Origin of the sequence: Amycolatopsis jejuensis, from assembly GCF_000717335.1 — a bacterium.
GTDB lineage: Bacteria > Actinomycetota > Actinomycetes > Mycobacteriales > Pseudonocardiaceae > Amycolatopsis > Amycolatopsis jejuensis.
The window spans coordinates 193601-214838 of record NZ_JNYZ01000012.1; the positions used below are offsets into that span (position 1 = coordinate 193601).

Below are 21238 nucleotides of genomic sequence, written 5' to 3' on the forward strand. Positions count from 1 at the left end.
GGACAGTCACGAGAAGCAGCGGACCGGCCCGCCGTTCCAGGCCAGCATGTCGGTCATCGCGGCGACCAGGTCGAGTGATGCACCACACTCCGCACCGCCCAGTTCCGCATATGCCCGGTGCAAGTTGCCCACCAGCCGTTCCTGTTCGGACAGTTCCGCGAACCGGCCGAGGTCGGTCGCCTTCGCCTGCTCCAGCGGTGACCTTCCGGCCGCCTTGCCCGTCTCCGCCGTCCGCTGGACGAACTCCAGGTACGCGTCGACGACGTCCACCCGCTCCAGCCCGCATGCCGGGCCGTGGCCGGGCAGGATGACCGCCGGGTCGAGCTCGCGGAGCACGTTCAGCGCGTCCCGCCAGCCCGCGACCGAACCCATCAGCGCGAACGGGCTGCCGCCGTTGAACACCAGGTCACCGGCATAGAGCACGCGCTGCTCCGGCAGCCACGCGAGCACGTCGTTGGTGGTGTGCGCGGCGTGTCCGGGGTGGATGAGGTCGATCCGGGTCGGGCCCGCGTAAACGGTGAGCGTGTCGTCGAACACGACGTCCGGGACGCGCAGCTCGAGCCGTCCCCAGTCGTTGCCGACGAGCACGCCCTCGTACCGCTGGATCCCTTCGGCCAGCATCGTCTCGCGGGTCTTGCGGTGGCCGATGACGGCGGCGCCCGCGACCAGGTAGTTGCCGTTCGTGTGGTCGCCGTGGTGATGGGTGTTGACCAGCGTCGTCACCGGGCCGGACGTGTCGCCGACCGCGGCCAGCAGCGCGCGGGTACGCCGTTCGGTCGCGCACGTGTCGATGAGCACCGCGTGGCCGTCGGCGTCGACGAAGCCGCAGTTGTTGATGAACCAGGAGCCGTCGGGCTGGACGTAGCCGTACGCGCCGTCGGCCAGCCGCTCGACGCTCGCCGCGTCGGGGGAACGATCGATCACGCCGCCACTATGCCGCGCCCGGAGCACGGGCGGGTCCGGGCCGGGCAAACTTCTCGTGGCCCGAATGGAGTAGTGCCGATGTCCGGTGCGCCCGGAATCGGCTGCTCCGGCCGGGTGACGCACCGGGTGACTGGCGTTCTCGTGCATTTCCTGAAACGCTGCGTGGTGTCATCATCGAACCCCGTTGGGTCGAGTACTAGCCTGGGTGGTTCGAACGTTCGCGTACCGGTGGAGCTTCCACCGGCTGTAGTGGTCCGGGAGAGCAAGGGGAGATGGCGAGTACCGTCACCTCGCGCCGCAAGCAGCTCGGCAACGAGCTCCGGCACGCTCGCAACGCGGCGAAGATGACGCAACAGCAGGTCGCCGAGGTTCTCGGCTGCACCCAGGGCAAGGTCAACAAGATCGAATCCGGTGCAGTGGGAGTCAAGCTCGGAGATGTGCGGACCATGCTGAATGCGTTCGGGATCAACGGCGAAGAGGCCGACACCCTGATGAACCTCGCCCGTGCCGCGGCCGGGCAGCGCGGCCACTGGTCGGGCTACCGGTCGGTGGTGCCGCACTGGTTCCGCACCTTCACCGACCTCGAGCCCGCCGCCGCGGAGATCCTCACCTGGCACGGCGAGCGGATCCCGGGTCCGCTGCAGTCCGAGCACTACATGCTCAAGCAGTTCACCGAGGCGGGCGCCACCGACGTCACGTCGCTGGTGCGCAACCGGCTCGATCGCAAGGCAGTGTTCGACCAGCAGCAGCCGCCGTACTACCGGTTCATCATCAGCGAGGGCTCGCTGCGGCGGGCGCCCGGCGGGTTCGCCCCCGCGGTGATGCTGGACCAGGTCGAGCACCTGCTCGCGCTCGACCGGCATCCGCGGGTGTACGTGCACGTGCTGCCGTTCGGCGCGAAGCTCGCCGCGGTGCCCAACGACTTCACGATCATGCGGTTCCCCGACCGCACGCGCGACTTCGTCTACATCGAACACTCCGCGGGCGGGCTGTACCTCGACGACGTCAAGGACTTCAACATCTTCGTGGATTCCTGGGACCGCTTGCGCGGCGCGGCGCTCGAACGCGGCGAGACGCGCCAGTTCCTCAAGGAGCTGGCGGAAAGCTATCGCGCGCAGATGCAGTGACCAGTTCCTCCAGCAGGGAAACAGTTTCCTTGGCGCCGGGTAGTGCGTTGATTTCTGCCTGTACGCGTTGTGCGGCTTTGCGGTAACCGTCGTCGGCAAGGACTTCGGCGGCGGCGTGGTGAATTTCTTCCGGTGTCGCGGTTTCCGGGTCGAGCACGCGTCCGACGCCGAGCGCGGTGCAGCGCAGCGCGTTGCCCGGCTGGTCGGCGCCCATTGGGAAGAGCAGCGACGGCACGCCGTGCGCCAGCGCGCCGATCACGCTGCCGGACCCGGCGTGCGACACCACCAGGTCAGTGCGCGGCAGCAGTTCGGCCTGCGGCACGAAGCGTTCGACGCGCACGTGCGGCGGTTGCGGGCCGAACTCCGCGGGGTCGAGCTGGGTGCCGACGGTCGCGGTCACGTCCGCGGGGAGCTGCGCCAGACCGGCCAGCGTGCGTTCGATCAGGTCGCCGGATTCGAGGTTGAAGTTGGTGCCGAGGGTGAAGTACACGCCCGGGCGCTCGGCAGGTCGGCGCGGTGGTTGCGGGTTTCCTTGGCGGAAGGAGAACGTGCCCTGCGGCAGTGGCGCGCTCGGGTCGCGAAAGGACGGTGGGAACGGGGACAGCACCTGGGTGCGCACGGGTTCGGCCGGGAGGCCGTGGGCGGTGCGGGCTTCGGTCAGGGGGTCTTCCAGGAGTTCCTTACGCAGCAACGTTCCTGCGGCGAGCACGAGCACTGTCGCACACGGCAGGCCGAGGAGCTCGGCGGTGATGGCAGCGGAGAAGTCGACCTCGTCGTGGACGATCAGGTCCGGCTGCCATTCGCGAGCGAGGTCCAGCAGCACCGGAATGTGTTCCCGGGTGGCTTGCCGGACGAAGAGTTCGCGGATTTCCCAGTCGTCGCGGGCCGGGTCGACGGGTGGCATCGGCTGCCGCCGGGTGGATACCTCGCGGGGCTGGTTGACGGCGAAGGTGGTGAACCCGGCCCGGGCGAGCGCGGGTACGTGCGCGCCGCCGCCGACGACCGCGACGTTGTGGCCGCGCGCGATCAGCGCTCTGGCGACCGGCGCCATCGGGTCGAAGTGGCCGCGGCCGCCGGTGAAAGAGAAGAGGATGCGCATTCGGAGCAACCTAACCGGCCGGACGGCCGAGAGTCGCGTCATTTTGCCGCTTTTCGCGGGGTCGGCGACGCGCGGGCGCGGCGGGTGGGCACACTGGTGATCCGCACGGAAGGGGAAGCTGATGACTCAGGTACCGGATCCGGAAGCCCCCGAGGGCGTCGATCTCGAACGGCCGAATGCAGCCCGGATCTACGACTGGTTCCTCGGCGGCACGGCGAACTGGGCGATCGACCGCGAGTTCGGCGAACGGGCGGTCCAGACCTTTCCGATGATCAAGACCATTGCCCGGGCAGGCCGGGAGTTCCTCGGCCGCGGCGTGCGGTACATGGCCGAGCAGGGCATCGACCAATTCCTCGACATCGGCTCCGGCGTGCCCACGGTGGGCAACGTGCACGAGATCGCGACGTCGGTGAACCCGGACGCGCGGTGCGTGTACGTGGACAACGAGCCGGTGGCCGTCGCGCATTCGCAGATCCTGCTGGAGCGTGAGGGCGTCGCCGACCGGCATGCGGTGCTGCAGGGCGATCTGCGCAACCCCGCGGACGTCTGGCCGCGCGCGCTCGACACCGGCGTACTCGACCCGAAGCGCCCCATCGGCCTGATCATGGTCGGGGTGCTGTATTTCGTCCCGCGCGACGAGCCGGCGCTGGAGATCGTGCGGAAGTACCTGTCGCTGCTGCCGTCCGGCTCGTACTTCCTGTCGTCGCACCTGACCGACGACGGCGTGCGCACCTCCGGCGACGCGCGCCGGGAAGCGATCCACAAGCAGTACCAGAAGTCGAGCACGCCGTTCCACTACCGCTCGCGGGCGGAGTTCGCGGAGTTCTTCGGGGGGCTGGAACTGGTCGAGCCCGGCATCGCGTGGGTGGCGGACTGGCACACCGAGGCGGGCGAATCGAGCGCCGCCGACCGGATGGCGGACGACCCGTCGATCAGCGGCGGGATCTGCGCGCTGGGCCGGAAACCGTAGCCCCGCCCCGCCCCGCCCTCGCCGAACCACCCTCGCCCTCACCCTCGCCCCCGCCGCGCCCTCGCCGCCGCCCCGCCCCCGCCCTCGCTGAACCACCCCAATGTGGCATTGGGTGCATGTGTCGCAGCGAATGTCACATTGGGTGCATGTGACGCAGCGAATGCCACATTGGGTGCGTGGGATGCAGCGAATGCCACATTGGTTGCGTGGGATGCAGCGAATGTGGCATTGGGGTGGTTCAGCGAGGGCGGGCCGGAACGCGAAAGCGCTCCCCGGGCGGTGTTCCGGGGAGCGCAGGTATCCGGTGGAGCAGCGGGCTGGTTCAGAGCCCGTTTCAGAGCCCGTGGAGCAGCGGGACGCGAGTCTCGCGGTGGCGGGTGGTGTGGACGAGGTCGGCCTGGCGTTGCGCCGGTACCTCGATTTCCGTGTCCACGACCATCGGCGTACGCAGTGGTGCCTGGATCAGGCTGAAGCCGAATCGGCTGCGCAGCTCGTGATTGATCCCACGCCGGCCGCGAGTGTGTTCGTCCTCACGGCGGAAGAGCGTGGTGAGCCGGACGGCCATGGGATCACACCCCCATTTCGGATGGCGGGGACCGGCGCGGGTCGGCGCCGGCCGGATCGAGGTGGTCCGTGCCCGGCAGGTCGCCGGGCGGCGGGCTGCCGACGGCTGCGCGGTATCCCCGCGCGGCCGCCGCGGCACCCGGACCAGCACAGATCGCGGTGAGCAGCGCGGATGTTCCCGTGGTCCGGCCGGACTGGTCGGCACGCATCCGCACTCCTTCCCCGAGATCTCGCGGCTGTTCCGCCACCCGGACGGGGTGCCCGGGCCGGTGCCGCCTGCGTTGGGCCGAATGTCGCAAGCCATTCACCCACCACTGGCGCCCCGATCGCTGCGATTAATCCTACTCCTGGAATAATCTTTGTGTCGAGATCGGGTCGAGTTGATCACCCGCTTGGCCCTGCGGTTTGCTTCGTGGTGACGCAAAGAAGTGGGAGAGGCGCGGTTCGCCGGACGCGCCGCCCCTGGCTCGGAGGTGGACGACCCATGGCGGATTATCCGTCACCCCAGGATTACGACCCGGACACGGCAGAGTCGCTGTTCGCGGCCGCTGCCTGGGAGAAGTCGTTCGCGAGCGAACCGAACGGGGGCAACTGCGTGGAGGTCAATCTCTCCCGCCCCGGCCTGGTCGGCGTGCGCGACACGAAGCTCCCGGCGAGCCCGGTCCTGGTCTTCGACCGCGGCGAATGGGACGCCTTCCTCGCCGCGGTCAAGGCGGGCCAGTTCGATCTCCCGCCGAGTCCGTAGCGACCACAGTCCACCACCGGTCTCCCCGGAGCGGGGAGCAATTCGCGAACAGTCACTCGATCGGGTGGATCGATCGGGCACGGTAACGGTGCGTGTCGGGCAGTCCTCGGGTTCGGCGGAGCTCTGAACCGGCCCCCATCGGGCGACGACGCCGGGTCCGATTCCTCCCCTAAGGTGCCCTTGTGAACCTCACCCGGCCGGCAGTGCGTACCAATCTCGCTCGCGGCGCTGTCGTCTGTCTCGGGAGCTTTCTGCTCGGCGGCTTGACCTCTTACGCGCAAGGGCTCCCCCTTCCCTTCGCCGTACAGCCCTTCGCGAATTCGGCGAGCGGCTGGACCCTGCTCACGGCGTTGCTCCTCTTCTGGTCCCGCGTCCAGCCCAAACTCGCGGCTTTCCTGGGCGCGGCCAGCTTCGTGCTCCTGGTGCTCGGCTACACCGCCGCCGCGGCCATCCGCGGGTACACCTATTCGCCCGTCCTGTTCGGGGTGATCGGGTTGGTGGTCGGGCCGTTCGTCGGCGTGGCGGCGGTCTTCCTGCGCGAGACCGGGATGCGCGCCGCCCTCGGGACCGCCGTCCTGTCCGGAATCGGGGTGGGCGAAGGGGTTTACGGCCTCATTTACGTCGCGGACACGACCGGTTACGTCTACTGGGTGGCCAGTATCGTGGCCGGGATCGCGTTGCTGGCCCTGATGCTGGTCCGTGGTGCTCGCACGGCGGCCGTCGCAGCTCTCGGTACGGCGCTCGTTGCCGGCGCGTTTGTCGTGGTGAACCCCCTGATTTCCTGACTCAGCCGGTGACGATGCCGCTCAGCACGTCTCGCACCGTGTAGCGGCTGAGGGATTCGCTTACCGAGTCGGCGACCGTGCGGTCCAATGCCGTGAGTGTGGTCTGGACCAGGCGGCCGGTCGCGCACGCCGGGTCGGGGCCGTGCAGGCCGAGGACCGGCTCCTCGCCCTGGAGCAGTCGCCAGACCCGGTCCAGGGTGATCTGCCCGGAATCGGCGGCCAGCGCCCAGCCGCCTTTGACGCCCGGGCGGGAGTGGACCAATCCGGCCTCCCGCAGGGGCCCGAGGACCCGTCGCACGTAGACCGGGTTGACGTTGGCGCTCTTCGCCAGTTCGTCGGAGCTGGCTACGTGATCGTCCGCCACGCCGGCCAAGTACGTCAGGACGTGTACGGCGACGGCGAACTGGGTGTTGGTGGAGCGGGCCATGGGTCCATCTTGCCATTTCGTAATCATCGTGGCTACACTTCGGTCAATCCGTAATCACGACAGTTACAGTTAAGGGGCTCTGCATGACCACGCTGGGTTTGCGCCGTCTCGGCTGGGCGGGCGTGGAGATCGAGCTGGCCGGTACCCGGCTGCTCATCGACGCGCTGGAGAACGTCGCACCGCTGGAACCCGTCCTCGGACCGCCCCGGCGTCCGCTTCCGCCCGTCGACCTGAGCGCCGGAACGCATGCTTTGATCACCCACCTCCATCCCGACCACTACGACCGCGCGCTTCTCGCCCGGCTGCCGGGAACCGTCGGATGTCACGCGCCGGTCGCGGCCGAGCTCGCTGATGACGGACTTACCGTGGTCCCGCAGGAATTCGGTGAGCCGCGGCAGATCGGGCCGCTCACTGTCACGCCTGCCCCGTCGCTTGACTGGCGGGGTACGGACTCCGATCAGGTCGCCTGGATCGTCGAGGGCGCCGGTACCCGGATCATCCACTGTGGAGACACGATGTGGCACGGGAACTGGTGGCAGATCGCCCGCGATCACGGTCCGTTTGACGTCGCTTTCGTTCCGGTCAACGGAGTCATCGCGCGGTTCGAGGGGTACGAGGCGAACGTGCCGGTGACGATGACTCCGGAGCAGGCTGTTGAGGCGGCTTTTGCGCTCGGTGCTTCCGCTGCTTGCGCGATCCACTATGGACTCTTCAACAATCCGCCCGTCTACGTCGAACAGTCCGACATTCCGGCGCGGTTTCGGCGTGCTGCCGAGGAACGTGGGATCACGGCGCATCTCGTCGCGGACGGGGAACGGGTATGAGATTCGGTACCGTGGAAGGGGATTCGGGGCCGTTGGTCGTCGCGGCTGACGGCGATGCTGCGGTCTTGATGACGGAATTCCGGGACGTCGAGGCCGTCTTGGGGGCAGATTCGGCGCAGGTACCGTTGCCGGGAGCCCGGGTGGATCCGGCTGGGCTTTCGTGGCTGCCGCCGGTTCTCCGTCCTGGCAAGGTGTTGTGCGTTGCGTTGAACAACAGTGCGAACCCCGAGCGCATCATCTCCGGGCCGGACACTCCGGCGATGTTCGTCAAACCGTCGTCGTCGCTCGTGGGGCACGGACGTCCCATCCGGATCCGCCCCGAGGACGGACGGGTGCACCCCGAACCGGAGCTGGCTGTCCTCATTGGACGCGGCGGCGCGAACATACCCGAGAAAACCGCACTGTCACACGTGTTCGGGTACACGATTCTCAACGACGTGACATCGCCGACCATGCGCGGTCAGGACACGTTTCACTACCGCGCGATTCATCCCGGTACGGACGGCGGCGTACGTTACGTCGAAAGCTGGGTGAGCTATCCGGCCCGCTACAAGGGTGCCGACACTTTCGGTCCGCTCGGTCCGTGGGTGGTCACCGCGGACGAGATTCCGGACCCGCATGATCTGCGGATCACCTGTTCCCACAACGGAAATTTGATCACCGATGACACCACGGCGAACCTCCGGTTCAGCGTTGCGGAGGTGATTTCGTATGCGTCCCGCTATCTCGCCCTCGAGCCGGGCGATGTGATCGGCATGGGCACGGCGTTGCGGAACTCGGGTGGCGCTGTCCAGAACGTGGACTTGAACCGGCTCGGCGGGCAGGTGGAGGTGTCGATCGAGGGGATCGGCACGCTGTCCAACCCGGTGGAACGGCGATGACCGTCGACCTGACAGCTCGCATGGCGATCGCAGATCTCAACGCGCGATTCGCCTGGGCACTGGACTTGCACGACTGGGACGCATTGCGCGAAGTGTTCACTGTGGACGTCCATTATGAAAGCAACGGTCGCGAGTTCGATGACCGGGAAAGCGCTATTGCTTCGTTCCGCGCGCGTCCCGAAGCGCGGGTCACTCGGCACGGTCTGGGAAACCTTTTGCTGTTGCACGGTTCTGACGGTGCAGTTCTCGGCCACGGAAGCTGGCACACCTTTGCGAGCAACGACCCGGCAGTCAAGGGGGTGCCGCTGTTCATGGTCGCCGACTTCCACGACACTTACACCCATCACGCGGATGGCTGGCGGATCGCCGAACGGTTCATCGTCCCGGTCTTCCGCGAAGACACCCTCGCACCGGAGCGAATCGATGTCTGCTGACCTTGCCCATCTCGGCTACCACGGTCTCTACACTCCTGATCCTCCAGCGACGCTGCAGTACTTTGTGGACCTGCTCGGTATGGACATCGTTGCGGTAGAAGGGGATTCCACCTACCTGCGAGCCTGCGGCGATTACGAGTCGTGGTCCCTCCAGGTCATCCGCGCCGACCACGCGGGGTCGGCCTGGGTCTCGTGGCGGACTGCCGGACCGGAGGCCTTGCAGCGGCGGATCAGCTGGCTGGAATCGAACGGCCACAGTGGACACTGGGTGCCGCGCGATCGCGGGATCGGCCCGTCGTACGAGTTCGCCGATCCGGATGGGCATGTGTTTCGCCTCTACTACGAAACCGAGCGATACCAAGGGCAACGACCGGCGGTGCCGACGGGCTTTCAACGGTACGCCGGGCGTGGTGCGAATGTCCGCCGCCTCGACCACGTCAACCTGCTTGCCCGTGATGTTCGGTCTTGCCGTCGGTTCTGGGAGGAGGGATTCGGGTTGCGCACCTACGAAATCGTGGGTTCGGAAAGCCAGGAGGTTGCGGCCTGGATGAGCAGCTCCATTCAGGGTCATGAGCTGATCTACACCCAGGAGCGCACGACGGCGAACGGTCGGCTGCACCACTTCGCGTACGTGGTCGACAGCCGAGAGGAAGTGCTTCGAGCAGCGGAAATCTTCGCCGACGCGCGAGTCCGAATCGAAGCCGGGCCGTCGCGGCACACTGCCATTCAAGGCTTCTATCTCTACACTCGCGAGCCAGGCGGGAACCGGATCGAGGTGGCGCACGGCGGATATCTCGTCTTCGCCCCGGACTCCGAACCGTACGTGTGGAATGCTGAGGAATGGAAAGCCAAACCCGGCTGGGGTGCGCCATTACCACCCGAGTTCCACTTGTACGGCACCCCCGATGTGTCATGACCTCTCTGCATTACCTCTCCGCAAGCGAAGCACTCAGCCTTTTCCGGACGAGACAATTGTCCCCGGTGGAGTTGATGCGTGCCGTCATCGAGCGGGCGGAACGAACCGAGCCCGAGGTGAACGCCTTTGCCGACCGGATGTTCGAGCGGGCAATGGAAGCCGCAGTCCTTGCGGAGAAGCGCTATCGGCCGGGTGGACAACCCCGGCCGCTCGAAGGAATTCCGGTGGCAGCGAAGGAAGAACAGCAGCTGGTGGGTCACCCGGTCACCGACGGCACCCTCCTGCGCGAACCGCACCTTGCGCAGGAAACCGCGGTGGGGCTGAGCCGAATTCAAGCCGCCGGAGGCATTCTGCACGCCCGCACCACGACGTCCGAATTCTGCTGCATGCCGTTGTCCCATACGCGGCGCTGGGGAATCACGCGGAATCCTTGGAACCTCGAAACCTCCGCGGGTGGGTCGTCCGGCGGGTCAGGGGCGGCATTGGCCTCCGGCGCGACCATGCTGGCGACCGGGTCCGACATCGGGGGATCGCTTCGTGCTCCGGCCTCTTTCGCCGGAGTGGTCAGCTTCAAACCACCGCACGGCCGTATTCCCGTTCTCCCACCGGCAGGATTGGACACGTACTTCCACCACGGCCCGATGGCCCGAACCGTAACGGACTGCGCGCTTCTTCAAAACGTCATGTCGGGCGAGGATTCGCGAGACCTGCATTCACGGCTGCCGCGGGTGGAGATCCCGGCACAGCTGGCGGGCATAACCAGTCTGCGAGTGGCGTTCTGCCCGATACCCGGCGACTTCCCGGTCGACCCGGAGGTGGCCGCCAACACCCGAGCCGTTGCGCGAGCCCTCGAATCGGCGGGGGCGACGGTGACCGAAATCGACCTCGACTGGACGCTCGACCTGATCAAACAAGCTCTGTGGGCCCATTTCGGCACCGGTCTCGCGGCCGAGGTACTGGAATTGGCGAGGCGAAACCCCGACGTCATCACGCCGTACTGCCTCGAATTCGCCCGGAAAGGGACGGTGGTGGACGAGGGAACCGGCCGGGCGGCCGAATCGGCCATCCGGGAACGTCTCGCCGCCGTATTCACCCGGTTCGACACTCTCATCGTACCGACCATCGGGGCCACCGCATTCGCCGCCGGGGAGGACTACGTCGACACTCCACTCGTGGTGAATGGTGTTGCGCTGGAACACTTCTCCGACGCTTCACTCACCCCGGCCTTCAATGTCAGCAGCGAGAATCCGGTGCTCGCCGTCCCGTCCGGCTGGGCATGCAACGGCGTACCGACCGGGGTACAGGTCGTCGCGCGCAAATACGACGACGTCACGGCTTTCCGGGTAGCAGCGGCAATCGAGCAGGAACTCCATTCAGGACAGAAATTTCCGCAACTGCGCGATGACCTGTGACGGCTGTTCCTCCGGCAAGAAGTGTCCACATTCGTCGAGGCCGACACCGGTTACGTGGTTGGCGTAGGCACGCCAGATGTCCAATGTAGGCAGACTCCCCAGCAAACAGGCCTTACCCCACAACGCAAGCACTGGCTGGGTCAGCCGCTTACCCGCGGCGTAATCGGCGTCATCGAGTTCGGCGTCATCCGGGAAGGAAGCGCGGTAGTCGTCGAAACCGGCTCGTAGTGCGCCGGGCGCTTCGAACGCCCGGACGTACTCGGCGATGTCTTCCGCAGGCAAGCGATGGTAGGTCCAGTGCTCGAAGAAATACCCGAGATAGGCCGCGACGTTCTGCCCCGCCAGCAGCTCGGGCAAGTCCGGCTGCAGGTGGAAAAGCCAATGCCAGTAAGCCTTTCCGAGGTCCCGGTCGAGAAGCCGCCACATTTCCCGGGTCGGTGCGATGTCCAGTACGGCCAGTCGCTCGACCTGGTCCGGACGGTCGAGTGCCCACCGATGCGCGACACGTCCGCCGCGATCGTGCCCGGCCACCGCCACCCGGTCGAAGCCCAATTGCTCGGCGAGCTGCGCGACGTCGGCCGCCATGGTGCGCTTGTCGTAGCCACCGCGCGGCTTGCCGGTGCCGCCGTATCCCCGCAGGTCCGGCGCGATCACGGTGTGCGTCTCGGCCAGCGGCCCGGCGACGCGATGCCAGCAGTGCGACGTCTGCGGCCAGCCGTGCAGCAGGAACAGCGGCGGGCCTTCGCCGCCACGCAGATAGTGCATCCGCAGGTCACCGACCTGGGCCGTCGACTGTTCTAACCTGTTCATAGGGTTAGACGATAGCCGTGGTTCTCACCGGTGGCAACGGTTAGAATGAGGGGTATGGACTGGGTGTTCGACGCGGGAAGGCCGTGCCTCCATCTGGTGAACACGCTGCGCTCCCGCCATCTTCCGGCCGGGGTAGAGCTGCTCACCAGCACCGATGCGCTCGCCGAATGGCTGGACCTGGCCGGGTTCGGCCGCGAGACGGTGACCGGCAGTGACCTGAAGAAGGGCAAAAGCCTGCGCGAGGCCGTGAACCGGTTGCTGACCGCCGAGCCGCTCGCCGACGACGTGCGGCTGGTCAACGACACGCTCAAGGCGGCTCCGAAACCGCCGCGGCTACGGTTGGAGAACGGAACGCTGCACCGAGAGGTGCCGACCCCGGCGAATCCGGTTGCCACGGCATTGGCCGAACTGGCCGCCGACGCTGTCGATCTCGCCACCGGCTCGGCGAAAGTCCGTATCTGCGCGGCGGACGACTGCGGCTTGCGATTCGTGGACACCTCACCCCGGCGGACCCGGCAATGGTGCTCGATGGCCCGCTGCGGAAACCGCGCGAAAGCGCGCGCACACTACGAACGTACGAAAAACCGGTAAGCCCACGGGTGCGCACGCAGCCAAACGTTGAGCTTCCCGATCCACCGCATGTGTGCGGTCCGCAATGGCGGCGGTGTCACGGCGCCAAGAATGCGGACAACCCGTTGGAATCGGGCGAACTTGCGTTCATCCGCGACCGTCCACTCCAGACCCAGCCGGGTACGCAGCTCGGCCGGAATTGTCGCCCGGATGAGGAAGGTCTGTCCTTTCCGGACCGGAGGCCACCACGACGACGGCAGCCAGGAGAACGGCTTACCCACCGTCGAAGCGGTCTCGAGTAGCGTCTCGATCGTCTCATTGGGACTGAACCCGGCCACCATCTCGTCGTAGTATCGCACGAAATCCGGCCAGGTCGGCGGAAAGTCACGGATCCCGAGAATCCGGCCGACCCCGCACATCTGCGCGTAATACTCGTCAAGCTCCGAAGTGGACAATGGCCGCCCGAAGAACCGTTGCGCGTCAACGGGTGCCATCACCAGAGTTGCGTGTACCCAGGCGTAGGCGGCGGGATTGAGCGCGCTGTACCGGCGCCCGTCGGCGATTCCGGTGAACTTCCGATGCAACTCACGCAGCCGTTCCGCCTCGAAACGCGCACCGGCCACGCCGCCGTACACATAGATCGACAACGATGCCCCGGTGCGCATCAACCGGGTCCACGGATCTTCGCGATAATCCGAATGATCCCGTACCCCGGCGGCAACCACTGGATGTGCGACTTGCAACACCAAAACCTGACCGGCGAGCAATACATCGCGGAAATCGCCGAAATAGCGCCAAGCCGCGGTACCGCGGACGATCGGCGGAGCCACATCAGCCCCGCGCGCCGTGCAGCAGCATCATCAACGGCTCGGCCGCGGGAACGTCGGTCCCGGTGGCAAGCCGGCGCAGTTGCAACCCGGCGATCAATGCCACGACCGGACCGGCCACCCGCGCCGGATCGGGTAATCCCAGTGCGCCGAGAATGGTGGTGGCCAATTCGTCATACGCCGCAAAGCATCGCGCCGACGCTTCCCGAAGCCCGGGGTCGCGTGCGGCTTGCAGATACAGTTCGTGCGGCGCGAGTTCGTCCGTGCCGAACGGCAGCTGCTCGATGACGTGCTCCACCACCGTTGCGGCTTCTTCGAGACTGAGCCCTTGGTGCTGCTCGACAATTGCCGCCAGCTTCGCTGTTTCCTCCTCTGCGAAAAGCAGCATTGCCTCGCGCAGCAATTCGGTCTGGCTGGGGAAATGGTAGGTGAGGGTGCCGAGGGAAACCCCCGCCACGGCCACAATCCGCCGGTTGGTGAGCCCGCCGACCCCCTGCTCGCCGACGACTTTCAAGGTGGCCCGCAGAATTTCCTCGCGCGTGCTCACCACCCGAGCGCGGGATGGTGTTCCGGCCACCGGATCACCTCTTCCAGTTGCGCGGCAACGGAAACCAGCCGCTCCTCGGAATGCGACGGGCCGAGCAGCTGGGCGCCGAGCGGCAGCCCGTCCGCGGTCTGCCCGGCGGGTACGTTCACTCCGGGCCAGCCCAGCACGTTCCACGGCCAAGCGTACGGACACGCGGCGATCATCGTCTGGTCAGTCTGCCAGGGAGACAGACCGTCGAAGCTGCCGATAGCCGGTGGCGGCGTGGCGGTGGTCGGCGTCAGCAGGACGTCGACGTCGCCGAACACCGCACCGATCCGCCGTCGCAGCAAGGGTTCCGACGCGCGGGCGAGCTTCAGCGCGGGACCGGCGAGCAGGCCGCCCTGGTGGGCGTTGGCGCGAGTGCGCGGGTCGAGCGCCGACGGCTCGGGCACCCGCCGGGCCCAATCCCGGACGCCGGTGAGCGAACGCGGCAGGAACGTCAAACCGATCAAGCCGTACCCGGGTTCGACTGGCACGATCTCGTGCCCCAGCCCGGCGAGCGTCTCGGCGGTCTGCCGCAACGCGGTTTCGACCACCGGGTCGAGCCGGGTTTTCGTGGCGGTGAACGGAATCCGCGTGGACAGGCCGATCCGCAGCCGACCGGGCTCACGCTGGGCGGCGGCACGGAACATGCTGCCGGTGCCCGCCGTGACGTCGAGCAGCGCGGCCGCATCGGCGACCGTCCGGGCCAATGGGCCGAGCACGGTGAGACCGTGGAACAACTCGCCGTCGGTCGGAATGCGGCCGCGCTGGGTCTTGATCCCGACGAGCCCGGTCCACGCCGCCGGAATGCGCACCGAACCCGCGCCGTCCGACCCGAGCGCGGCGGCCACGATCCCGGCCGCCACCGCCGCCGCCGACCCGCCGGACGACCCGCCCGGCGTGTGCGCGGGCTGCCACGGATTCCGCGTCGCGCCGAACGCCGGACCCTCGGTGAACGGCCATTGTCCTAGCTCAGGCGTGTTGGTCTTGCCGATGATCACCGCGCCTGCCTGCTTGAGCCGCGCGACCGCCGGTGCGTCGGCGACGGCCGCCGGAAAGTCGCCCGGACAGCCGAACGCGGTGGGTAGCCCAGCGAGGTCGACGTCGTCCTTGACCGCCACCGGCACCCCGAGCAACGGCGCCCGATCGCCCGAAGCCCGCCGCTGGTCGGCCGTCGCGGCCTCGGCCAGCGCCGAGTCGTCACGCAGCACGCGAAACGCGTTGAGCACCGGTTGGCTGGCGTGCGCCCGCTTCAACGCGTGCTCGGTGAGCTGCACCGCGGTGACCTCACCGGCGTCGAGCGCAGCGGCCTGCTCGGCGAGCGTGGTGAACCCCGTCGTCGCGGAAGGCATGGGCGTCTTCCGTCTCTCGTTCGTTCGAACGAACGTATCATGAACGGTACCCTGGAGACGCTCCAGAACAGCGCACGGAGGATCGATGACGTTCGATTTCGCCAGCCTTCCCACCCTCGACGGCTTCCCTCGGGCCGGGCTCGACCACGGCCCGACGCCGCTGGTTCCGGCGCGCCGGCTCGGCGAAGCGCTCGGGGTGCCCCGGCTGCTGATGAAGCGCGACGACGTCCATCCGCTCGGCGTCGGCGGTAACAAGCTGCGCAAACTCGACTTCCACCTCGGCGCGGCCCTGGCCGACGGGGTCGACACGGTGATCACCTTCGGGGCGCTGCAGACCAACCACGGCCGTCAGACCGCCGCCGCGTGCGCTCGGCTCGGGCTGCGCTGCGAGCTCATCCTGACCGCCGACGTGCCGCGTTCCGGCGACGCCTACGAACGGTCCGGCAACCTCCCGCTCGACCTGCTTTTCGGCGCCAGCGTGCACCTCTGCGCCGACGGCGAGGAAGCCGACGTGACGTACCGGCAGCTGTGCGCCGAGGGCGGGAAGATCGCGACGATCCCGGTCGGTGGGTCCAATCCGCTCGGCGTACTCGGCTACCTCTCGGCGACCCGGGAACTCGCCGTCCAGCTGGCCGATCTGGGGGTCGAGCGGGCTCGGATCATCGCCCCGCACGCGAGCGGGGCCACGTCCGCCGGGCTGGCGCTCGGGTCGGCGCTGCTCGGTTCGCTGGACCTCGACGTCGCCTGTGTCAGCCATCCCCTGGACGAAGCGCGGCCGAACGTGGCTCAGCTCGTCGCCGGCGCGGCGGAGTTGCTCGGGATCGACGCGCCCGGCCTCGGCCACGTCTGGATGAACGACACCACGATCGGGGCGGGCTATGGCATTCCGGCCCCCGGAACGTGGGACGCGGTGCGGCTGTTCGGCCGTACCGAGGGCGTGGTGCTCGATCCGGTCTATACCGGCAAAGCCGCCGCCGCATTCGTGGAATGGGCGGCGGCGGGCCGGTATTCCCCCGAGGAGACCGTGGTTTTCCTGCATACCGGCGGTCTGCCCGGGCTGTTCGGTTACGCGCCCGAGTTCATGGCCGAGGTACAGAAGTAGCGAGCACCGCCGAGCGGGCGGTCTCGGTGCGCACGGCGATCCGGATCATCACGAACAGCAGCGCGACGTCGGCGATCAGCGTGACCCGCTGCGTCACCCCGACCGGCAGCAGCTCGACGAGTGTGCCGAACGGCGGGATGCCCGCTTCGTTCAGGCGCATGAACAGGAAGCTCAGCGCGAAGAGCCCCACTGCGGTGAGCCCGAACTTCAGCCAGCGCACCACCAGCGCACGCTCGGCGGTGCCGCGCAACGGTTCCAGCATCGTGATCGCGGCACCGGGCAGGCTCGCGAAGGCGACCAGGCACGAGTACAGGTGGATCTCCCCGCTGACCGGCTTCGGCTCCGCCGGGTAGCTGGCCGGGAAAACCGCGGCGAGTGCGAGCCCGAGCGCCCACAGCACCAGCAGGATCCTGGTGGTGGCTGTGATCGGCACCCCACCGGCGATCAGCGCGCCGAGCACCGCGACCGACCCGACGGCGAGGGACAGCACACTCGCGCCGAGCATTCCTTCACCACGATCGGTGACCGTGTAGCTCGAAAGGGTGTCATACATCGGATCGTGCGAGCTGATGATGTGCAACACAGTGATCGTGAACAGTCCCCAGGCGATGGCCGCGACCGCGGTCATCCTCCACACCCGGACCCCTCGTGAGTTCACCATGTACCCATGATCTCCGGTCCGGCGCCGGTTCGTGATCCGGGAAAACCCCTGATTCCGCCCCTTATCCGAAGTCGGCGAGCACGAGCACCTGGTCGTCGTGCCGCTTGGCGCGCGGCCAGCGGACGGCGTCGGGATCGTCGTTCTCGGCCGCGCGCACGACGTCCAGCACCGCTTCCGGACCGTCGGTTTTGGCCAGCTGCAGCACTTCCGGCCAGTCGAAGAGGCCGTACTCGTCGACGCCGACCGCCACGCCGTCGGTGGCGACCAGCACCGCGTCGACGTCCGCGCGCGGCCAGCTGCGCCGGACCGCCTTGTGCGCGGCGGCGGGGTCGGCTTCGGCGACCCAGAACCCGTTTTCGGCGTTGCGCAGACGGCGGACGTCGGCGCCGGTCTGCAGCAATCCGCCGCCCCGCAGGGAAACCAGCCGGTCGTCGGACACCACGTCGGTGCCGAACCGTCCAAACGCGACAACCGGGCTGTCGGCCAGCACGAGAGCCTCCACTTCGGACTCGTCCCAGCGCACCATCGACACCGTGCTCGACGGGGAATGCCCCGGTTCCAGGCCGTGCTCGCGCGCGACGGCGCTGATCGCGTTCGCCAGCGCACCGCCGAGATCCTCGCGGGGGCGGTCGTGGAGCTCACCGGCGAGCCGGTCGACGAGCAGGCCCGCATACCAGCCGCCGGGCGGCAGGTCGGGGCTCGGCGAGGTGGCGCCGTCGAGCACCAGCACGGCGTGGTCGAGGAGCGCGACGTGGTCCTCGGTGGGGCGGGGGCGGCCGTCCGCACCGACCCCGGCCCGCTCTGCGGTCGAGATCTCGGGCACGTCCCGACTGTAGCTCGCACCGGACGGGCCCAAGTCCGTGAAGGGAACCATGAGGGAATCAGATTCCGTGAAGGTGGCCTTCACGGACGTCAACTTGGGTTGACACAAGTGCGGGTGTCAATCTAGGTTGACATCATGACGGAAGCAACGGATCTCGCCGCACGGGCCGGCGACCGTGATCCCCGGGTGGGGTTGCGGGCGGTGGCGGCGTTGCGGCGGCTACTGGAACAGCTGGAGTCCGTGCAGGTGCGCAGTGCGCGCATGCACGGCTGGTCTTGGCAGGAGATCGCGGCCGAGCTGGGGGTCAGCCGGCAGGCCGTGCACAAGAAGCACGGGAGGCAATGATGTTCGAGAAGTTCACCAGGGACGCCCGGATGGCCGTGGTCGAAGCACAAGCGGCGGCGCGCGAGGCGGGGGCGCACGAGATCTCTTCGCAGTCGGTGTTCGCCGGGCTCGCGCGGGTCGAAAGCGGCGGCGCGGTCCAGCTGCTGCAGCGGCTCGGCGTGTCGCGCGAGGACGTATTCGACGAGCTCGCCAGGGTCCGCCGCCGCGGCGGGATCAGCGACGCGGACGCCGAGGCGCTCACCGAGCTCGGCATCGACGTCGACGCGATCGTCTCGCGGGTCGAGCAGACGCACGGCCCGGGCGCGCTCGCCGAGGCGGGACGGCGCACGAAACGCAACCACCTGCCGTTCACCGACGACGCCAAACGGGCGCTGCAGATGAGCCTGCAGGAGGCGCTCGACCTCGGCGACAAGGAACTCGGCCAGGAACACCTGTTGCTCGCGCTGGTGAAACAGCGAGGGCCGGTGGCCGATTTCCTTGCCGCGCGGGGGATCGACTACGCGGCGGTCCGTCAGGCCGTCGCCGACCGCTGATGCTGTTCCTGCTCGTGCGCCCCGGTCCGCCACGTGACCAGGGGCAGCAGCGCCTGGGTGAGCGGGCCGATGCTGAGCGCGTAGAGCACGGTCCCCACGCCGACGGTGCCGCCGAGCAGCCAGCCGCTCGCGAGCACGACGACCTCGATCCCGGTGCGCACGAGCCGCACCGACCAGCCGGTACGCGCGTGCAGGCCGGTCATCAGCCCGTCACGCGGTCCGGGGCCGAGCCGCGTGCCGACGTACACCGCGGTCGCCAGGGCGTTCAGCACCACCCCGCCGACCAGCATGACGATCTGCCAGGCGAGCACGTGCTGGTCGGGCAGCACCGCCCGCACGAGGTCGACGGTGACGGCAATCACCACGACGTTCGCGACGGTGCCGATGCCGGGCCGCTGCCGTAACGGAATCCACAGCAGCAGCACGAAAACCGACGCGATCGCGGTGATCGTGCCGAAGCTCAGGCCGGTGATCTTGGTGAGGCCCTCGTGCAGCACGTCCCACGGGTCGAGGCCGAGGTGGGCGCGGGTGAGCAGGGCCATGCTGGCGCCGTAGAGCGCGAGGCCGGCGAGCAGCTGGACCCCCCGGCGCGCGGGGGCCCGGCGGAGGCTGAGGGGACTGAGGTCGGTAACTGCCACTTCTCCACTATTGGCTACGACTGGCCTGATAAACCATGGCCAATGCCGGATAATTGGCCTTATGGAACCTCTCGGTGGACGGATCTCCGGCCGTAGATTGGCCACGTTGCTGGGGGAGTGGCGACGCCGGGGCTCGCGGCAGGGGGCGGCGGACCTGGCCGCGGCGGTCGAGCTGCACGTGCTCGACGGGCAGCTGCCGATCGGCACCCGGCTGCCCGCCGAACGCGAGCTGGCGGACGCGCTCGGGGTCAGCCGCACCCTCATCGGCGCGGCGCTGGACCGGCTGCGGGCCGACGGCCTGGTCGCCAGCCGCCGCGGGGCCGGGTCGTGGGTGGCCGGCGCAGGCAAGCGCGACGAGGCCGACGCGGTCCGCGACGACCTGCTCGACCTCGCCCGCGCCGCCCCGCCGGCGATCCCCGGGCTGGTCACCGCGGTCGACACCGCGCGCCGCGAGCTGGTCGAGTACGTCGGCGGCAACGGCTATCTCACCGGCGGCCTGCCGCAGCTGCGTGAGCGGATTGCCTTGCGGTACACGGAAAGAGGGCTGCCGACGATCCCGGACCAGGTGCTGGTCACGTCGGGGGCGTACTCGGCTTTCGTGCTGTGCCTGCGCATGCTGGCCGGACCGGGCGACCGCGTGCTGCTCGAGCAGCCGACGTACCCGAACGCGATCGACGCCGTCCGCGCCACGCACGCGCTGCCGGTGCCGGTGGCGCTCGACCCGGTGCGCGGCTGGGACCTGACCGGCATCGAGGCCGCGCTGCGCCAGGCCGCGCCGCGGTTCGGGTACCTCGTCGTGGACTTCCAGAACCCGACCGGCCTGCGCCTCGACGCGTCCGGCCGGGAACGGCTCGGCGGCCTGCTCGCCCGGTCGCGGACGCCGGTGGTGGTCGACGAATCCCTGGTGGAGCTGGACTACGAGGGCGATCCGGTGGACGGCCCGCCACCGCTGGCGGCGTTCGGCGGAGACCTGGTGCTGAGTGTCGGATCGGCGGCGAAGTCGCAGTGGGGCGGGTTGCGGCTGGGCTGGATCCGGGCGTCGACGGAGCTGGTGGACGGCCTGCAGTCGTCGCGGTTCGCCGTGGACCTCGGGGCGCCGGTGTTCGACCAGCTGGTGCTGTCGGCGCTGCTGGAACCGCCGGGGTACGACGTGCTTGCCCGGCGGCGGGCGGAGTTCCGCGAGCAACGGGACACGATGATGGCGGCGCTGCGGACGTACTGTCCGGAATGGACGTTCTCGGTCCCAGCCGGTGGATTGTCGCTGTGGTGCCGGTTGCCGGAGCCGATGAGTACCCGGCTGGCGGTCTCGGCGGCGAATCACGGGGTACAGCTGGCGCCCGGGTCGAGGTTCGGGGTGCACGGGGGGATGGAACGGTGGCTGCGGTTGCCGTTCGGACTGCCGCGGGAGCAACTGCCGGAAGCGGTACGAAGGGTGAGCGCGGCGGCGGCTTCGGTGCGCGGGTGCGCGGACGTTCCGGCGGAGCGGATCCCGGTTACCTGACGGGTTTTCGGGGGCTTGAACGTCGAACAGCCGGTGCACCGGGCGGACCGGCCACTCCAGGGATGGTGGCGATCACAGCCCGGCGCACCGGCTGTTCGTCCGAGACGCTTCCCGGCACAGCCCCTCGAAGTGCCGGGAAGCGCCCTCGGTTCAGGCGGGCTTCGGTTGGCGCAGGCCGTCGCTCGGCGCGGTGAGCGAAGACCTCCGGAGCACGCCCGTGATGGGTCCCGGCGCCGCGGGGGCAGCGCGGCGCCGGGACCGGAACCCGATCCGGCCAGGCGCGGTCGGCCGGTCGGGAAGTGCGGTCATGGTTCAGCCCCTGGAAAATTCGTGACGGAGGGGTGAGCCCGGCGCTGCGAACTGGCGCGCGCATCAAGAAGTTGATCTTGAGATGGACGTG

At 68.5% G+C, this 21238-nt stretch carries 26 protein-coding genes; 14 read left to right on the plus strand and 12 right to left on the minus strand.

From position 1 onward, the window contains the following. Nucleotides 1-6: 6 nt before the first annotated feature. A complete protein-coding gene (locus OO71_RS18315) occupies nucleotides 7-924 on the minus strand; it encodes an MBL fold metallo-hydrolase (RefSeq protein ID WP_033291009.1) in 918 nt (305 codons plus the stop codon). Between the two features lie 272 nt (nucleotides 925-1196). Here OO71_RS18315 and OO71_RS18320 point away from each other — a divergent pair, with 272 nt between their 5' ends. After that, on the plus strand, nucleotides 1197-2051 hold the full coding sequence (locus OO71_RS18320; RefSeq protein ID WP_033291010.1) for a helix-turn-helix domain-containing protein: 855 nt from the start codon (nucleotides 1197-1199) through the stop codon (nucleotides 2049-2051). On the opposite strand, the gene OO71_RS18325 is transcribed toward OO71_RS18320, so the two are convergent. Continuing rightward, nucleotides 2011-3150 (minus strand): glycosyltransferase, encoded by a 1140-nt coding sequence (locus OO71_RS18325; RefSeq protein WP_033291011.1) that lies wholly within the window; start codon nucleotides 3148-3150, stop codon nucleotides 2011-2013. The genes OO71_RS18320 and OO71_RS18325 overlap by 41 nt on opposite strands. 121 nt (nucleotides 3151-3271) lie before the next feature. Between OO71_RS18325 and OO71_RS18330 the strand changes: the two genes are divergently transcribed. After that, nucleotides 3272-4120, plus strand: a complete 849-nt coding sequence (locus OO71_RS18330) for an SAM-dependent methyltransferase (protein WP_033291012.1) — start codon at nucleotides 3272-3274, stop codon at nucleotides 4118-4120. Nucleotides 4121-4454: 334 nt separating this feature from the next. Here the strand turns inward: OO71_RS18330 and OO71_RS18335 are convergent, their stop codons facing one another. Together OO71_RS18335 and OO71_RS18340 are read right to left on the minus strand one after the other, a co-directional pair. Next, on the minus strand, nucleotides 4455-4685 hold the full coding sequence (locus OO71_RS18335) for a hypothetical protein (protein ID WP_033291013.1): 231 nt from the start codon (nucleotides 4683-4685) through the stop codon (nucleotides 4455-4457). A 4-nt stretch (nucleotides 4686-4689) separates the two neighbouring features. Next, nucleotides 4690-4893, minus strand: a complete 204-nt coding sequence (locus OO71_RS18340) for a hypothetical protein (RefSeq protein WP_033291014.1) — start codon at nucleotides 4891-4893, stop codon at nucleotides 4690-4692. 275 nt (nucleotides 4894-5168) lie between these two features. Between OO71_RS18340 and OO71_RS18345 the strand changes: the two genes are divergently transcribed. Beyond that, nucleotides 5169-5429 carry a DUF397 domain-containing protein gene (locus OO71_RS18345; RefSeq protein ID WP_033291015.1) on the plus strand — a complete coding sequence of 87 codons (261 nt, stop codon included), beginning with the start codon at nucleotides 5169-5171 and terminating at the stop codon, nucleotides 5427-5429. 182 nt (nucleotides 5430-5611) lie between these two features. Then, nucleotides 5612-6214 carry a DUF6518 family protein gene (locus tag OO71_RS18350; RefSeq protein WP_033291016.1) on the plus strand — a complete coding sequence of 201 codons (603 nt, stop codon included), beginning with the start codon at nucleotides 5612-5614 and terminating at the stop codon, nucleotides 6212-6214. Between the two features lies 1 nt (nucleotide 6215). On the opposite strand, the gene OO71_RS18355 is transcribed toward OO71_RS18350, so the two are convergent. Continuing rightward, on the minus strand, nucleotides 6216-6641 hold the full coding sequence (locus OO71_RS18355; protein WP_033291017.1) for an Rrf2 family transcriptional regulator: 426 nt from the start codon (nucleotides 6639-6641) through the stop codon (nucleotides 6216-6218). 83 nt (nucleotides 6642-6724) lie between these two features. Here OO71_RS18355 and OO71_RS18360 point away from each other — a divergent pair, with 83 nt between their 5' ends. From OO71_RS18360 to OO71_RS18380, 5 genes are all read left to right on the plus strand, one after another. Continuing rightward, a complete protein-coding gene (locus tag OO71_RS18360; RefSeq protein WP_051791687.1) occupies nucleotides 6725-7465 on the plus strand; it encodes an MBL fold metallo-hydrolase in 741 nt (246 codons plus the stop codon). After that, nucleotides 7462-8346, plus strand: coding sequence for a fumarylacetoacetate hydrolase family protein (locus OO71_RS18365; RefSeq protein ID WP_033291018.1), 885 nt, complete (start codon nucleotides 7462-7464; stop codon nucleotides 8344-8346). The genes OO71_RS18360 and OO71_RS18365 overlap by 4 nt, the downstream gene beginning before the upstream one ends. Continuing rightward, entirely contained in the window at nucleotides 8343-8780 is a 438-nt protein-coding gene (locus OO71_RS18370; RefSeq protein ID WP_033291019.1) for a nuclear transport factor 2 family protein, read from the plus strand. The genes OO71_RS18365 and OO71_RS18370 overlap by 4 nt, the downstream gene beginning before the upstream one ends. Beyond that, entirely contained in the window at nucleotides 8770-9696 is a 927-nt protein-coding gene (locus OO71_RS18375) for a VOC family protein (RefSeq protein WP_033291020.1), read from the plus strand. The genes OO71_RS18370 and OO71_RS18375 overlap by 11 nt, the downstream gene beginning before the upstream one ends. Before the next feature lie 74 nt (nucleotides 9697-9770). Further along, complete coding sequence (locus tag OO71_RS18380; protein ID WP_245633721.1) at nucleotides 9771-11108, plus strand: amidase; 1338 nt, start codon at nucleotides 9771-9773, stop codon at nucleotides 11106-11108. Here the strand turns inward: OO71_RS18380 and OO71_RS18385 are convergent. Then, the gene (locus OO71_RS18385) at nucleotides 11070-11918 is read right to left on the minus strand and encodes an alpha/beta fold hydrolase (protein ID WP_033291022.1); all 849 of its coding nucleotides are present in this window, start codon (nucleotides 11916-11918) and stop codon (nucleotides 11070-11072) included. The two genes, OO71_RS18380 and OO71_RS18385, sit on opposite strands and share 39 nt — an antisense overlap. 54 nt (nucleotides 11919-11972) lie before the next feature. Between OO71_RS18385 and OO71_RS18390 the strand changes: the two genes are divergently transcribed. Further along, complete coding sequence (locus tag OO71_RS18390; protein ID WP_033291023.1) at nucleotides 11973-12509, plus strand: CGNR zinc finger domain-containing protein; 537 nt, start codon at nucleotides 11973-11975, stop codon at nucleotides 12507-12509. Here OO71_RS18390 and OO71_RS18395 read toward each other — a convergent pair. The 3 genes from OO71_RS18395 to OO71_RS18405 are packed head-to-tail and all read right to left on the minus strand — an operon-like array spanning nucleotide 12485 to nucleotide 15235. Continuing rightward, nucleotides 12485-13318: an oxygenase MpaB family protein gene (locus OO71_RS18395; protein WP_033291024.1), complete on the minus strand. Its 834-nt coding sequence runs from the start codon at nucleotides 13316-13318 to the stop codon at nucleotides 12485-12487. The genes OO71_RS18390 and OO71_RS18395 overlap by 25 nt on opposite strands. A 1-nt stretch (nucleotide 13319) precedes the next feature. Beyond that, nucleotides 13320-13892 carry a TetR/AcrR family transcriptional regulator gene (locus OO71_RS18400; RefSeq protein ID WP_033291025.1) on the minus strand — a complete coding sequence of 191 codons (573 nt, stop codon included), beginning with the start codon at nucleotides 13890-13892 and terminating at the stop codon, nucleotides 13320-13322. Continuing rightward, nucleotides 13859-15235 carry an amidase gene (locus OO71_RS18405; RefSeq protein ID WP_033291026.1) on the minus strand — a complete coding sequence of 459 codons (1377 nt, stop codon included), beginning with the start codon at nucleotides 15233-15235 and terminating at the stop codon, nucleotides 13859-13861. The genes OO71_RS18400 and OO71_RS18405 overlap by 34 nt, the downstream gene beginning before the upstream one ends. A gap of 85 nt (nucleotides 15236-15320) precedes the next feature. On the opposite strand from OO71_RS18405, the gene OO71_RS18410 reads away from it, so the two are divergent. Further along, entirely contained in the window at nucleotides 15321-16337 is a 1017-nt protein-coding gene (locus tag OO71_RS18410) for a D-cysteine desulfhydrase family protein (protein ID WP_033291027.1), read from the plus strand. On the opposite strand, the gene OO71_RS18415 is transcribed toward OO71_RS18410, so the two are convergent. Both OO71_RS18415 and OO71_RS18420 read right to left on the minus strand, forming a co-directional pair. Continuing rightward, the gene (locus tag OO71_RS18415; protein WP_245633704.1) at nucleotides 16315-16965 is read right to left on the minus strand and encodes a DUF998 domain-containing protein; all 651 of its coding nucleotides are present in this window, start codon (nucleotides 16963-16965) and stop codon (nucleotides 16315-16317) included. The two genes, OO71_RS18410 and OO71_RS18415, sit on opposite strands and share 23 nt — an antisense overlap. Nucleotides 16966-17059: 94 nt before the next feature. Continuing rightward, the gene (locus OO71_RS18420) at nucleotides 17060-17821 is read right to left on the minus strand and encodes a hypothetical protein (RefSeq protein WP_033291297.1); all 762 of its coding nucleotides are present in this window, start codon (nucleotides 17819-17821) and stop codon (nucleotides 17060-17062) included. A 135-nt stretch (nucleotides 17822-17956) separates the two neighbouring features. Between OO71_RS18420 and OO71_RS18425 the strand changes: the two genes are divergently transcribed. After that, nucleotides 17957-18166: an HTH domain-containing protein gene (locus tag OO71_RS18425; RefSeq protein WP_033291029.1), complete on the plus strand. Its 210-nt coding sequence runs from the start codon at nucleotides 17957-17959 to the stop codon at nucleotides 18164-18166. Next, entirely contained in the window at nucleotides 18163-18699 is a 537-nt protein-coding gene (locus OO71_RS18430; RefSeq protein ID WP_245633705.1) for a Clp protease N-terminal domain-containing protein, read from the plus strand. Before OO71_RS18425 ends, OO71_RS18430 begins: the two co-directional genes overlap by 4 nt. On the opposite strand, the gene yczE is transcribed toward OO71_RS18430, so the two are convergent. Further along, nucleotides 18678-19337, minus strand: a complete 660-nt coding sequence (gene yczE / locus OO71_RS18435; RefSeq protein WP_033291031.1) for a membrane protein YczE — start codon at nucleotides 19335-19337, stop codon at nucleotides 18678-18680. The two genes, OO71_RS18430 and yczE, sit on opposite strands and share 22 nt — an antisense overlap. Before the next feature lie 61 nt (nucleotides 19338-19398). On the opposite strand from yczE, the gene yczR reads away from it, so the two are divergent. After that, nucleotides 19399-20838, plus strand: coding sequence for a MocR-like transcription factor YczR (yczR, locus tag OO71_RS18440; protein WP_033291032.1), 1440 nt, complete (start codon nucleotides 19399-19401; stop codon nucleotides 20836-20838). The last annotated feature ends 400 nt before the right edge of the window (nucleotides 20839-21238 follow it).

What these genes read in the sequence shown, in the direction of transcription:
- OO71_RS18320 (WP_033291010.1), top strand. Translation starts at nt 1,197, where the DNA reads ATGGCGAGTACCGTCACCTCGCGCCGCAAGCAGCTCGGCAACGAGCTC.
- OO71_RS18325 (WP_033291011.1), bottom strand. Translation starts at nt 3,150, where the DNA reads ATGCGCATCCTCTTCTCTTTCACCGGCGGCCGCGGCCACTTCGACCCG.
- OO71_RS18330 (WP_033291012.1), top strand. Translation starts at nt 3,272, where the DNA reads ATGACTCAGGTACCGGATCCGGAAGCCCCCGAGGGCGTCGATCTCGAA.
- OO71_RS18335 (WP_033291013.1), bottom strand. Translation starts at nt 4,685, where the DNA reads ATGGCCGTCCGGCTCACCACGCTCTTCCGCCGTGAGGACGAACACACT.
- OO71_RS18340 (WP_033291014.1), bottom strand. Translation starts at nt 4,893, where the DNA reads ATGCGTGCCGACCAGTCCGGCCGGACCACGGGAACATCCGCGCTGCTC.
- OO71_RS18345 (WP_033291015.1), top strand. Translation starts at nt 5,169, where the DNA reads ATGGCGGATTATCCGTCACCCCAGGATTACGACCCGGACACGGCAGAG.
- OO71_RS18355 (WP_033291017.1), bottom strand. Translation starts at nt 6,641, where the DNA reads ATGGCCCGCTCCACCAACACCCAGTTCGCCGTCGCCGTACACGTCCTG.
- OO71_RS18360 (WP_051791687.1), top strand. Translation starts at nt 6,725, where the DNA reads ATGACCACGCTGGGTTTGCGCCGTCTCGGCTGGGCGGGCGTGGAGATC.
- OO71_RS18365 (WP_033291018.1), top strand. Translation starts at nt 7,462, where the DNA reads ATGAGATTCGGTACCGTGGAAGGGGATTCGGGGCCGTTGGTCGTCGCG.
- OO71_RS18370 (WP_033291019.1), top strand. Translation starts at nt 8,343, where the DNA reads ATGACCGTCGACCTGACAGCTCGCATGGCGATCGCAGATCTCAACGCG.
- OO71_RS18375 (WP_033291020.1), top strand. Translation starts at nt 8,770, where the DNA reads ATGTCTGCTGACCTTGCCCATCTCGGCTACCACGGTCTCTACACTCCT.
- OO71_RS18380 (WP_245633721.1), top strand. Translation starts at nt 9,771, where the DNA reads ATGCGTGCCGTCATCGAGCGGGCGGAACGAACCGAGCCCGAGGTGAAC.
- OO71_RS18385 (WP_033291022.1), bottom strand. Translation starts at nt 11,918, where the DNA reads ATGAACAGGTTAGAACAGTCGACGGCCCAGGTCGGTGACCTGCGGATG.
- OO71_RS18390 (WP_033291023.1), top strand. Translation starts at nt 11,973, where the DNA reads ATGGACTGGGTGTTCGACGCGGGAAGGCCGTGCCTCCATCTGGTGAAC.
- OO71_RS18405 (WP_033291026.1), bottom strand. Translation starts at nt 15,235, where the DNA reads ATGCCTTCCGCGACGACGGGGTTCACCACGCTCGCCGAGCAGGCCGCT.
- OO71_RS18410 (WP_033291027.1), top strand. Translation starts at nt 15,321, where the DNA reads ATGACGTTCGATTTCGCCAGCCTTCCCACCCTCGACGGCTTCCCTCGG.
- OO71_RS18415 (WP_245633704.1), bottom strand. Translation starts at nt 16,965, where the DNA reads ATGACCGCGGTCGCGGCCATCGCCTGGGGACTGTTCACGATCACTGTG.
- OO71_RS18425 (WP_033291029.1), top strand. Translation starts at nt 17,957, where the DNA reads ATGACGGAAGCAACGGATCTCGCCGCACGGGCCGGCGACCGTGATCCC.
- OO71_RS18430 (WP_245633705.1), top strand. Translation starts at nt 18,163, where the DNA reads ATGATGTTCGAGAAGTTCACCAGGGACGCCCGGATGGCCGTGGTCGAA.
- yczR (WP_033291032.1), top strand. Translation starts at nt 19,399, where the DNA reads ATGGAACCTCTCGGTGGACGGATCTCCGGCCGTAGATTGGCCACGTTG.